The 12,128-nt window shown below is 65.1% G+C and carries 10 protein-coding genes; 1 reads left to right on the top strand and 9 read right to left on the bottom strand.

Features of this window, described 5'->3' with window-relative positions:
• Window positions 1-15: 15 nt before the first annotated feature.
• Window positions 16-921, bottom strand: a complete 906-nt coding sequence (locus D0T11_RS01265) for a DNA/RNA non-specific endonuclease (RefSeq protein ID WP_119653969.1) — start codon at window positions 919-921, stop codon at window positions 16-18.
• A 150-nt stretch (window positions 922-1,071) separates the two neighbouring features.
• Window positions 1,072-2,499 carry a T9SS type A sorting domain-containing protein gene (locus D0T11_RS01260; RefSeq protein ID WP_119653968.1) on the bottom strand — a complete coding sequence of 476 codons (1,428 nt, stop codon included), beginning with the start codon at window positions 2,497-2,499 and terminating at the stop codon, window positions 1,072-1,074.
• A gap of 295 nt (window positions 2,500-2,794) precedes the next feature.
• Between D0T11_RS01260 and D0T11_RS01255 the strand changes: the two genes are divergently transcribed.
• Complete coding sequence (locus D0T11_RS01255) at window positions 2,795-4,855, top strand: tetratricopeptide repeat-containing sensor histidine kinase (RefSeq protein WP_119653967.1); 2,061 nt, start codon at window positions 2,795-2,797, stop codon at window positions 4,853-4,855.
• Between the two features lie 590 nt (window positions 4,856-5,445).
• On the opposite strand, the gene D0T11_RS01250 is transcribed toward D0T11_RS01255, so the two are convergent.
• From D0T11_RS01250 to D0T11_RS01215, 7 genes are all read right to left on the bottom strand, one after another.
• Window positions 5,446-6,864 (bottom strand): DUF389 domain-containing protein, encoded by a 1,419-nt coding sequence (locus D0T11_RS01250; RefSeq protein WP_119653966.1) that lies wholly within the window; start codon window positions 6,862-6,864, stop codon window positions 5,446-5,448.
• Between the two features lie 419 nt (window positions 6,865-7,283).
• On the bottom strand, window positions 7,284-7,544 hold the full coding sequence (locus tag D0T11_RS01245; RefSeq protein ID WP_119653965.1) for an ATP-binding protein: 261 nt from the start codon (window positions 7,542-7,544) through the stop codon (window positions 7,284-7,286).
• Between the two features lie 362 nt (window positions 7,545-7,906).
• Window positions 7,907-8,335, bottom strand: coding sequence for an EamA family transporter (locus D0T11_RS01235; RefSeq protein ID WP_119653964.1), 429 nt, complete (start codon window positions 8,333-8,335; stop codon window positions 7,907-7,909).
• A gap of 12 nt (window positions 8,336-8,347) precedes the next feature.
• On the bottom strand, window positions 8,348-8,752 hold the full coding sequence (locus D0T11_RS01230; protein ID WP_182888196.1) for a DUF4259 domain-containing protein: 405 nt from the start codon (window positions 8,750-8,752) through the stop codon (window positions 8,348-8,350).
• 416 nt (window positions 8,753-9,168) lie between these two features.
• Window positions 9,169-9,450: a hypothetical protein gene (locus D0T11_RS01225; RefSeq protein ID WP_119653962.1), complete on the bottom strand. Its 282-nt coding sequence runs from the start codon at window positions 9,448-9,450 to the stop codon at window positions 9,169-9,171.
• A gap of 52 nt (window positions 9,451-9,502) precedes the next feature.
• Window positions 9,503-10,492: an NAD(P)H-dependent glycerol-3-phosphate dehydrogenase gene (locus D0T11_RS01220; RefSeq protein WP_119653961.1), complete on the bottom strand. Its 990-nt coding sequence runs from the start codon at window positions 10,490-10,492 to the stop codon at window positions 9,503-9,505.
• Between the two features lie 181 nt (window positions 10,493-10,673).
• Window positions 10,674-12,095 carry an efflux RND transporter periplasmic adaptor subunit gene (locus D0T11_RS01215; protein WP_119653960.1) on the bottom strand — a complete coding sequence of 474 codons (1,422 nt, stop codon included), beginning with the start codon at window positions 12,093-12,095 and terminating at the stop codon, window positions 10,674-10,676.
• Window positions 12,096-12,128: the final 33 nt, after the last annotated feature.

Below are 12,128 nucleotides of genomic sequence, written 5' to 3'. Positions count from 1 at the left end.
GTGCCGGCCGCAGCCTTATAGCGGGCCGTTATCCACGCGGGCTTCTACTACCTGCTGGATGGCGGGCGCTACGGCGGAGAGCAGATCCAGGCCGGTAGCGGCTTCGAGGGCGTCGACGCTGACGCGGAACTGGCTCCAGTCGGAGCTGATGGTGTTGTCGTTGGGCGTATCGACGGCAATGACGCGGGTATCGGCCGTGACGCGGGCCGCGTCGTTTTCGCCCACGGGCAGAATCACCAGCACTTTCCAGACGCGGGCGGGCACCGTCACGTGGTCGTTGTCGAGCGTGGTCAGGAAGCCCTTGGAACCGGTACCGCCCTTGCCGTAGCTGCCCATGATGATATACACCTCGTTGGCGCCCCCACTGAGCTGGGCCCGGCCGAAGTTTTCCAGGTTGGCCCAGGTCTGCTGGTTGTTGCGCGGGGCCTGGGGCAGCATGTTGGTCATCACGAACGTGGCCGAGTTCTGGTCCTTGGTCGCCGTGCGGTCGGCCGAGGGGCAGTTGTGGCCCCTGTCGAACCCCGAGCCCACGTAGCTGGTGGCCTTCACCTGGTACCAGCCGGCCGGCAGCGTCGCGTCGGGCCGGAAATCGTCCTGGCGGTCGGCGCTGCCCCGGTCGGCCTGGGTCAGGTGCCAGCTCACCCAGTTGGGCTTGCCCTGGGCGCGGTGGTAGCTGAGGGCAAATTCGGGCTTGAGCAGCAGGTAGTTGGTGTAGGCCGTGGTATCGGCCGTGGCCCCGCTGGGGTTACCCAGCGTGAGGTGCTCGGGCAGCGGCACTGCGGGTACAACGGGCGGAGTCGGCGGAAGTGGCACGACCGGTGCGGGGTCGTGCGAGGTGGAGCAGGAAGCAGTAACCAGGGCTGCGCTCAGCACCAGAACCGACTTCCCGTGCCGCAGCGCGGCCGGAAATAAAAAGAGCATAGTCCAAATATACAACCCACCCGGGGAATCGGCCGGCCCCCACTGCCGGCGCCACAGAAAAGCCCCCGGCTCCCGCGGCCCCCGGTAGGGCCTGCCGGAAACCGGGAGCTTTTCAGCAATGGCGCAGCCGCCAACCGACTGCGGGAAGGGTTACCGTACGCTCAGGCGCTGAGTCAGCACCACGCCATCTACCTCAAAACGGAGCAGGTAGAGGCCCGGCGCGAAGCCCGTAGTCGGGACTTCGACCACAAACGAACCGGCCGGGTGCCGGCCGGCCGGCAGCGGCGTGGCCACGCGGCGGCCCAGCGCGTCATGCACACTCAGGCTGATGGTAGCGGCTTTGCGCAGCTGCACCGGCAGCAGGGCACGGCCAGTGGCTGGGTTGGGGTACACCGGCTCCAGCAGAGCAGCGGCCGAAGTAGCTGCCCGCACGCTCGTGGGTACGAAGTTGGTTTTACGCGGACCGGTCCAGTCGTCGAGGTACACGCGGCGGCGGGCCGTGGTGTTCGGCGCAATAAGCAGCACGATTTCGTTGATGCTGGTGTTGCTCACGGCTGCGCTGGGGCGGTTGGCGTAGCTGAAGACCAGCGTTTCCCAGGCGTTGGTGGCGGTGGTGGTAGCCAGGTACTCGGAATGACGGCCGGCGGGGTAGTTGGAGGGACCGGCTACGGTAGAATCCTGCAACGTGACCTGGAATGTGATGCCGGGAGCCGGGCTGTAAACCTTCATGGTCATCTGCTTGGCCGACGTCAGGAAGGGGGCCACATCGGCCAGGGGGGCGCCGGTGGGATGTACCACCAGGGCATCGTACTGTTGGGTCGAGCGGGTGTAGCGCATCACGCGGGCGCTGGGGTTACCCGCTCCAACGGCCGGGTTAAGGGTATCGAGCTTGATGCCGCCGGACGTTTTGGCGTAGCTGTAGCCAATGGCCCGGGTGCCCTCGTAATTGTCGTAGAGCTGGTCGGTTACCACGGGAGCGGTGCCGGTGAGCAGTTCCGGACCCGTAAGATCATCGAAGTAGTACGTGCCACCGGTATTGGTATTGGGGCTGATGAGCAGCACAATCTGGTCCACATCGGTCGATTTTACCGTGGGGTCGGAGGTGCCGGCCGTATAAGTGAACGTGAGCAGCTCCCAGGCGTTGGCCACCGTGGTTTTGACATCGAGAGTGCCGCCGAAGTTGCCATTCGGATACCCTGTTCCGGCCTTGGCCCCATTCTGCAGCACGGCCTGCAAGGCCACGCCCACGGCCGGGCTCCAGAATTTGAGGGTCATTTTCTTGGTCCCGGCCGCGTAGGCCGCCACATCGGCCAGCTTGTTGGGCGCGGCAATGGGCCGGATCTGAATCACGTCGAACTGCTCAGCGGCGTTGCGCACGTACTTGGCGCAGGTAGGACTGCTGTTGACGGCATTGGAGCCGGGGTTGGGCGTGTTCGGGGAGAGGACGCCCGACGTGAAGGAGTAGTTCACGAGCCGGACGTTCTCGAAGTTGTCGTAGAGTGTCTGGGCCGAGGCGCCGGCCACCGGCACGGCCACGGCCACCAGGGCCGCAGCAAATAAGCGCGTAAAAATGGACATAGAGAAGGGGGAAAAATGGGGAAAAGGACTGTTGGAAAAAGGGAAGAAATCTGGCACACAGTACCAGGTAATGGCTTAGCGTTAAACGGGCAGAAAAGGTTGGCAGAAGCATATCCCCAAAACTCGGATTGGCGGGCCGGAGCGCTGGAGGGTAGTCCCTGTTTCCAAAAGGCGGCGGCGGGAGTCCTTGCCGGGAATATTTTTTGACTACATTAATCACTATTTTACCTCTGTAAATTACAGTTTTATTGCGCATCTGGTTAGGAGAATCAGCCCCCGCGCCTTACATTTCCCCATGTTTTACCGCTTCCTGCGTGCTTTTTTTGTCGGCGGATGGCTGCTGTTTCTCTCCCTGGCCGCCGCCGCCCAAAGCCCCCAGACCCGCCCCCTGCAACGGGCCCTGGCCCGCGCCACCACCGACACGGCCCGGGTGCTGCTGCTGGCCGACCTGGCGGCTACCTACCGCTATTCGCGCTTCGACTCGGTGCAGTACTACGCCCAGCGGGGGCTGCGCCTGGCCCGGCGTATCGGCTACGCCAAGGGCGAGGGGCGCAGTTTATCGCGGATGGCAATTCTGCCGGGCGAGCGGGGCAACCTGCCCCAGGCGCTGCGCGTGAACCTGCGGGCCCTGGCCCTCAACGAGGCCAGCCACGATGCCGAAGGCACGGCCCGCACCCTCAACCAGACCGGCCTGCTCTACTTCGCCCTCGACGATTACCGGCCCTCGCTGCGCTACTACTTCCGGGCCCTGGGCCTCTACCGCCAGGCCGGCACCACCGACACCTCCCAGCTGGTGAGCGTAATTACCAACCTGGGAGCCAGCTACGAGGGGCTGGGCCGGCTCGATTCGGCCGCGTTCTTTCTCAACCAGGCTTGGCAGCTGACCAACCGGGCCCGGGCAGGGGGTTGGAGCTGCTGGGGCAATCCGGCCCCCTATCTGCTGCGCGAAATCGGCCTGCTTCAGATGCAGCAGGGCCACCAGGGTGAGGCCCTCTCCTTCTACCGGCGCAGCGCCCAGGCCTCCTTTCCCGAAAACGACCAGCGCAGCGCCAGCCGGGCTTACCAGTACATGGCCGAGCTGTTTAAGCAGCAGCACCAGCCCGATTCCAGCATTTTTTACGCCCGTAAGGCTTTGGCCCTGGCCTATCCGCTGCCCTTCGTGGTGGGCATCCTGCGCAACAGCACCCTGCTCACCCAGGCCTTCGAGGCCCGCCACCAGCTCGACAGCGCCCTGCGCTACCTGCACGTGATGCTCACGGCCCAGGACAGCCTCTACGACCCGCGCCGCATCAAGCAGCTGGATGCCATTGGCTTCGCCGAGCAAAACCGGCTGCTGGAGCTGGAGGCGGAGCGCCACCAGCTGCTGGCGCGCCTGCGCACCGGGGCATTGGCGGCGGGGCTGGCCGGATTGCTGCTGGCCTCGCTGCTGCTCTGGCGCAGCAACCGCCGCCAGCAGCGGGCCAACCAGCGTCTGCAGCAGCTGCACACCCAACTCAGCCACCAGGCCGATGAACTCACCGAACAGCGCGACAACCTGATCCGGACCCTCAAGGAGCTCAAAATTACCCAGAGCCAGCTGGTGCTCCGCGAGAAAATGGCATCCCTGGGGGAGTTGATGGCCGGCGTGGCCCACGAGATTCAGCAGCCGGTGAGCAATGTGCGGCGGTTCGCGGCCGTGAGCGCCACCTTGTGCCAGGAGCTGCGCCAGCAAACCAGCCGCCAAGAGCCCACCGATGCGCCGGAACCCGAAATAGCCGATGAGCTGCTGCGTAACCTGGAGCAGAATCAGCGCAAAATCATGCACCACAGCCAGCGCGCCGAGTCCATCGTGCGCGGCATGCTGGAGTACTCCCAGGGCGGCGGCAGCGCCCGCCAGCTGACCGACCTCAACGCCCTGGCCGAGGAATACCTGCGCCTGGTTTACCACGACCTGCGGGCCAAGAACCGTCACCTCAACGTGGCCCTGCTGCTGCGCCTGGATCCGGCGATGGAGCGCCTGAGCGTGGTGCGCCAGGATGTGGGCCGGGCCCTGGTGGGCATATTCAGCGCCGCCCTGCTGGCCGTGCAGCAGCGCCTGCAAACCGGCCAGGAAGACTACGTGCCCCAGGTGGAGCTCAGCACCCACCGCACCGCTACCAGCCTCGAAATCCGGGTGCGCGACAACGGGGCGGAGCGGTCGGCGGAGGCGCTGGCAACCGTGTTTCAGCGGTTTCCGGGCGGCACCGGGGGCGAGCTCTCGCTGGCCTTGAGCCACGACCTCATCACCCGGGGCCACGGCGGCACGCTCACGGCCCACAGCCTCCCGGGCCAGGGCACCGAGTACTGCCTCCTGCTGCCGCTGCCCCTGGCAGGGTAAGTGCTTGGCTGACCGGTTTTTCGCGGGCCAGTTCTGCAAGCATCTACCCAGGCGCGCTCGTGGCTGACTCCGCCGGGCTCAGCCTTTTTTCTTCCTTTCGCGCAGCAAATCAGATGGCATAAGCTGCCGGATGAGGTGGGCGGCGAGAGGCCGGCGGGCCGGCGGCCGGGTCACAACCAGCCGCTTTCTCAGCCGATAACTACCCTGCTCCTCACCGGAATCAGAAGTTTGCAGGCTCAGATAAGCATTTTTCGCTCCTGCTGCCGGCGGCGGGCGGGTGTCACAAGAGCGAGGGCACTGGCCTTGGCAGCGGGCGGGCAGAATGGCACCTTTGTCTATCCCTCTGGCCGAGCGGTTCCCTCGGGCCGCCGCAAGCCAACACCGTCCCCCTTTTCCACAACCAAAAGCGCGCGCCCCCGMCTCCGGKCCGGGGCGCGCGCTTTTGGGGGCATGCTGATGTGGCAACCTGGCGACGCTGCCGGGCCAGTGGGTGGTGGGGCGCAACGCGCTGCGGGTCGGCGGCCCGGTAGTGTTTCAGCAGCAGGCGCTAAGCCCGTTTGGACCAAACCAGGGCTTTAGGGAGCCGGCCGCTAGTTGCTGCCGGCCCGGCCCTTGGGTCCGGGGCCGCGTGGCAGGGGCTCGATTAGTAATTGCAGCCGTTGCTGCTTGGTGCGCACGCGCAGCCAGCGGGCCAGCTGCTGCTGCTCGGCCGCCGCCGGCAGCGGGCGCACATCCAGGCTCACCACCAGCACCGTGTCGGCGGGCAGCGAGTCGGTGGGTTGGGCGGGGCGGGCCAGCTGGCTCAGGGCCAGGCGGCGCACGGCGGGGTGTTCTACCTGCACCTCGCGCAGCAGATCGGCGGCGGCGGGCAGGCTGGTCTGGCTGGCGGTCACCAGCTGCTGGAGGCGGGCCAGCTCGGCCGCGTACTGGCTTTGGGTCTGGCTCTGACGGGCGCGCACATCTTCGAGCAGGTTCTGGCGCAGGGCGTTGGCATCGAGCGAATCGTAGGCCTGCAAGCCCTGGCGGATGGTGAGCCGGGTGGGTTGCAGCTCGTAGCGGGCCAGCTGCTGCTGGGCCGTGCGCAGGCGGGCCGTGTCCACGAACCGGCCCACCAGCAGCACGTTGATGGTACGCTCCAGCGCGTTCACCTGGCGCGTAACCACGTAGCTGCCGGGGAAGTTGAGCTGCTCGGCCACGAAGGTTTCGGCAGCGTGCTCGTACACCGAGCGCTGCACGATGCGTGCCCCCAGCCACACGCTGGGCCCCGCCACTACGGCGGCGGCCAGCAGCATCAGGCGGCGCACCCGCTTGGCCCGGTCTTCGTCCTGAAAGTTGTAGGTGGGCAGCTTCAGAAAGCTCATCACCAGAAACGAGGCCAGGGTGATGAACACGCAGTTGATAGAAAACAGGTAAGATGCCCCCAGCGCGTACTTGAAATTGCCCGAGGCCAGCCCGTAGCCCGCCGTGCACAGGGGCGGCATGAGGGCCGTGGCAATGGCCACGCCCGGCAGCACGTTGCTTTTTTCCTGGCGGGTGAGGCCCACGGCCCCCGCCAATCCCCCGAACAGGGCAATGAGCACGTCCCAGATGGTGGGCTCGGTGCGGGCCAGCAGCTCCGACTGCGCCCCGCTCAGGGGCGTGAGCCAGAAGTAGAGCGTGGAGGTGAGTAGACTGATGCCCACGGCCAGCCCCAAGCTGCGCAGGCCCCGCCGCAGCAGGCCGGGGTTGTTGGTGGAAAGGCCGTAGCCCAGCGTCACGAGCGGCCCCATGAGGGGCGAAATCAGCATGGCCCCGATGACGACGGCCGTGGAGTTGACGTTGAGCCCGACCGAGGCAATGAGGATAGCGAAGATGAGCACCCACAGGTTGGTGCCCCGAAACGACACGCTCGCCTCGATATCCGCCAGGATTTCGGCCGGCGTGGCCATGTCGTCGCGCAGGTTGAAGCGGTGGCGCAAAAAGCGCAGCACAAAGCGCAGCAGCACGGCGGGGTATTCGAAAGCGGACATCGGAGCAGATTTGGCGGCCGGGAGCGGGTGGGCCACGCAGCCCCTCCGGCAGCGAAGGTAAGCAGCCGCCGTGTGCCGCCCGCCCGTCCGCCTCCACCCGCCGCCGCCCAGCGGCCCGGCTCAGGCACGCGGTTAACTAAAGCGCTGCTTGAGCTCCGGACGGGTTATACGCTGGTTATCTTCTGCCTGGCCAGCAGCTTTTTCTTTGGGTATTTTATCGTGGTTTTGGACGACAGGGCCGGCAGCTGGTGGGCACGCCCGGCCCGTTGCCCGGCCCGAGACGGGTAGTTCTGGTGGCGGCGGACTTGCCGGGACCGGTCCGGTCTACACCCTCTCCCCTCCCCCAGCGCGGCCCGGCCGCGACCAGCTCACCGAGGAGGCGCAAACCGGCCCCGCCCGCTCTGGCAACTGGCAACTCACTACCCCGGCACGTACACGGGCAACGAAAACGCGAAGTAGGTCCCTGCCCCTTCGGTGCTGGCCACGGTCAGGTCGTCATCGTGGAAGGTGATGATTTTGCGGGCAATGATCAGGCCCAGCCCCAGGCCGTCCCGGGCCTTTTCGCGCACCTGGTCGGAGCGGTAGAACCGGTCGAAGACGTGGGGCAGGTCGTGGGCGGCAATGTCGCGCACCAGCAGCGGCACCAGCAGCGGCACCAGCAGCGGCACCAGCAGCGGCACGCGCCCGGGGCCAGCAACACCAGGTACTTCGGGATGATGGACATGGTCAGGTGGGTTGGTGGAGCTGCAAAGAAGCGTCGCAAGTATCACGAAAGCATCACAACCAGCGGGGCAATGCGTCAGGGACCTGCACCCTCTGCGGGCCGCACGGCCGGGTTTCCCCGCCCCCCTGCCCCGCTTGCCGCCGAAAATGACGCCCTCGCGCCGCCAGTATCCGGCAGCCCCGCCCCTCCCCGCAGAGGCTGAGGCTGAGGCTGAGGCGACAGGGCCACCAGCGGGTTAAATCCGCCGGTGCCTGGGGCAGAATTGCTTACCTGCCAATTCAGCGCAGCCAGCATACTCACCAAGCACGCAGCAGCTGTTCAGTGGCCCCGGGCCAGCAGCACAATGCCCCCCACAATGCTGACCAGGCCCAGCGCCTGGCTCCACGACAGGGTTTCGCGCAGCACTACCAGGCCCAGCAGGGCCGTGAGCAGCACCGAGCCGCCCACAATCACGGGCGTGCCCACCGAGGAGGGCACGCCCCGGCTGAAGACCACGAAGGTCAGGATTTCGGCCAGGCCCACGCCCAGGCCCGCCAGCAAAGCCAGCCCCGCCCCTTTACGGCTGATGTCGAGCGGGTAGCCCTGCCAGTGGCGCAGCAGCAGCCAGGCGCTGCCCAGGGCGGCGGCCACCAGCTGCAGGACAACCGCCCCGGCGGCGGCCGAGATATGGTCGGCGGCCAGTTTGATGAAGAAATTATAGCCCGCCAGGCACAGGGCCGTGAGCAGGGCCAGCAGCAGCCAGGGCACGAAGGCGCGGGGCTAGACCGGCTTGTCGAGGCGCTTGAGCAGCTGGCGCTGCTGGCCCTCCCAGTTCTCAAATTCGTCGCTTTCCTCCCACAGCTCCCGCAGCTCCGACTCTTCGCGCAGCACGGTCATTACGGCGTGCTGGGCCGGGCGGCGCAAGGGCTCCACGTGTTCCAGCGTCAGGCGCGGGATGATGCCCAGCAAGTCGTTGGGGAAGTTACGGGCGGGCTTACCCAGAATGGCAGCCACGATTTCGGCCGCGGCCAGGGCCTCACTGGCCACGTCGCCGTCCAGGTATTCGCCATCCGTAACGGCCGCGAAGGCCTGGGCCAGCATGTCGGCCGAAGGCTCATCCTTGAAATTTCCGGCAAAATCAGCGGCCGTATCGTTATCGAAATTATAGTAGCCCCAGGCTCCCATGACGCGTGAAAAAGTGAAGAATGAACTGTGAGCTGGAAATATAGCCATTTCGTGAACGATGCCCCCGGTCGTTGTCGAGCCGCCTGGTTGCGGCCCGGCGTTGAACGACAACGTAACCACGGCGCGAACGACGAGCCGCAACCAGGCGGCTCGACAACGACCGGGTGTCCCGTAGGGGGGATATTTCAAAAAAGGTAGGTTATTTTTTTACCGCAGAAAAATAACCTACCTTTTTTGCAGGGCAAACGCCTGAACAAACAGCCGAATGCTTTGGCCGCGTCTGAAGACACCTTGATGAGCGTGCGGCTTCGGAAACGCCCCCCCCTACAGTAGCCCTGAATGCTAAAAATGACGGGGCCTACCGTTCATGCGTTCGTGCTGCCTTTCGTTCACTGACCAGACGCCAAGATCCGTCTCTACAACCGACTGGGGGCACCGTTCTTTTCCCAGCAGCATACTGCCTCTACTATGATGGTGTGTCCCGGATCGGCATTGCGCTCGTCCTGCACCCAGTTGAACGCGACAATATCCTCGAACAGCAGCTCCAGCGTGGAGTTTGCCGAGTACTGACTTTGAAACCGTAGCTTAATCACCGTCCGGTCATCAACATGCATGGCCAGTCGCTCGTCCACGTATTCGCGGGTCTGCACAACCAGTTCTTTGAGGCAGCTGTTGTGAAAACCGCGGTACGTACGCATCAGCTGGTCAACGTCGGGCTGGCTCTGTAAAGCGTGCCACGTAACCTCCTCCCTACTTCAGCTTTTCCTTGAGCAGCTCGATTTCGATGGCCGGGGAAATCTTCTCGTAGAGAATGTGGTAGGCGGCCGACGTGATGGGCATGGACACCTGGAGCTTGCGGTTGATTTCGTAGATGCTTTTCACGGCGTAGTAGCCCTCGGCCACCATGTTCATCTCCATCTGGGCCGATTTCACGGAGTAGCCCCGGCCCACCATGTTGCCGAAGGTGCGGTTGCGCGAAAACTGCGAATAGGCCGTCACCAGCAAGTCGCCCAGGTAGGCCGAGCCCGACAAGTCGCGGGGCTGGGGGTTGAGCGCGTGCACGAAGCGGCGCATTTCCTGCACCGCGTTGCTCACCAGCACGGCCTGGAAGTTGTCGCCGTAGCCCAGGCCGTGGGCAATGCCGCCGGTGAGGGCAATGATGTTCTTCATCACGGCGAAATACTCGATGCCGTCGAGGTCGGTGGCGGGGTTGGCCTTCACGTAGCGGTTGCGCAGCAGGCGGCTGAAATCCTCGGCCAGCTCGGCATCGGGCGAGCCGATGGTGAGGTAGCTCTGCTTTTCGAGGGCCACTTCCTCGGCGTGGCAGGGGCCGGCCACCACGCCCAGGCGGGTGTGGGGCAGGCGGAAGCGCTCGGCCACGTAGTCGGTCACGAGCACGTTTTTGCCCGGAATCATGCCCTTGATGGCCGAAATCACCCGCTTGCCCTTGAGCGCGTCGCGGTCGATCTTTTCCAGGTTGCCCTGCACGAAGGCGGCGGGCACGGCCAGCACCAGCCAGTCGGCGGCGGCCACGGCCGCGTTCAGGTCGGTGGTGGGCAGCACCCGGTCCAGGTCGTGGGCCACCGACGACAGGTAGCGCGGGTTGTGGCGGGTGCGCAGCAGGTGCTGCACGTCGTCCTTGCTGCGCATCCACCAGTGCACGCGGCTGCCGTTTTCGGAGAGGATTTTGGTGAGGGCGGTGGCCCAGGAGCCGCCGCCGAGCATGGCTATTTTTTCCAAGGGAGAGAAGTAGTGAAGCAGTGGGTGGATGGGGGAATGAAGTAGGTAACGGGTTAACGGCCTGAACTGTCATTCCGACGAAGGAGGAATCTGGAATACGTCATTGAACAGCTCGGTCCAACACGTTACCCCAGATTCCTCCTTCGTCGGAATGACAGTTCAACCCATTCACTCGCTCCCGTTACTTGCCGTCCTCTTCGGGGGCATCTTCCGTGAGGGCGGCTTTGTCGAGGGTTTTGGCGTCTTTCACCACCACCAGCGCCCCGTCCTTGAGGGTTTTGGATACGGCCCGGAACGGCCCGCTCACCACCTGGTCGCCGGCCTGGATGCCGCTCAGGATTTCCATGTTCTGGAAGTCGCTGATGCCGGTTTTTACGGGCGTCATCAGGGCTTTGCCGTCGCGGATGAGGAAGACCACTTCCTGCACGGCGGGCTTCACGCCGGTGGCGGCGGCCGGCTCGGCGTCGGCCCTGGGGCCGCGGTTTACCCGCACGCCCGAGCCGCCTTTCTTATCGGCGGCGGCGGCCGTCATGGCACTGTCGGAACGGGTGGTTACGGCGGCCAGCGGCACGCTCAGCACGTTGCTTTTGCGGTTGGTGATGATGTCGACGGAGGCCGTCATGCCCGGGCGGAAGGGCACGATGGTGCGGCCCTGCACCGAGCGGATCAGGTGGGTGTAGGACTCGGGCAGCAGGCGGATTTTCACCTCGAACTCGGTTACGGCCTCCGCCGTCAGCGCGTCCTTGGCCGTGTTGGCAATGCTGGTCACCAGGCCTTTAAAGCGCTGGTCCTGGCTGGCGTAGCTGTCCACCTCCACGTCCACCGAGTCGCCGAGGCTCACGTTGATGATGTCGTTCTCGTTCACGCTCACCCGCACCTCCATCTCGTTGAGGTTGGCGATGCGCATGATTTCGGTGCCCGCCATCTGGCTGGTGCCCACCACCCGCTCGCCGCGCTTCACGTTGAGCTTGCTGATGGTGCCGCTCACGGGGGCGTAAATCGTGGTTTTATCGAGCGTACGGCGGGCTTCCTCCAGGCCGGCCTGGGCCGAGCGCACGCTGCTCTGGGCCCCGCGGATGCTCTGGCGGGCCGAGTTGATTTCCTCCTGGGACGCATCGTAGGCGGCCTTGCTGGCCTCGTAATCAGCCTGCGAAATCACCTTCTGCTTGTACAACGAGGCGTTGCGGCGGTAGGTCAGCTCGGTCTGGCGGGCGCTGGCGATGAGCTGCTGGAGGCGGGCCCGGGTCTGGGCCACGCTGGCCTGCTGGGTACCTACCACGGCGCTTTGCTGGCTCACCACGGCCTGGTAGTTATCGGGCCGGATGCGCAGCAGCAGCTGGCCTTTCTTCACCGAATCGCCCTCCTGCACGTACAGCTCCGTGATTTCGCCCGATACGTCGGGCGAAATTTTCACTTCCGTTTCGGGCTGCACCTTGCCCGAGGCGCTGACCTTTTCCACGATGGTTGTGGCCACGGCCTGGGCGGCCAACACCTCCGTGCCGGCCGGCTTGCCAATCCAGCCCTGCTTCTTGGCCACGACAAAGCCCCCCAACAGCACCAGCAAAACGGCCAGCAGAATATACAGCGTACGGTTGTTTTTCATTACTCAGGGCTTAGGTTTTGGGGCTTAGGGCGT

It is taken from the genome of Hymenobacter rubripertinctus (assembly GCF_003583925.1).
Classification (GTDB): domain Bacteria; phylum Bacteroidota; class Bacteroidia; order Cytophagales; family Hymenobacteraceae; genus Hymenobacter; species Hymenobacter rubripertinctus.
This window is presented reverse-complemented; position numbering and strand designations above follow the sequence as displayed.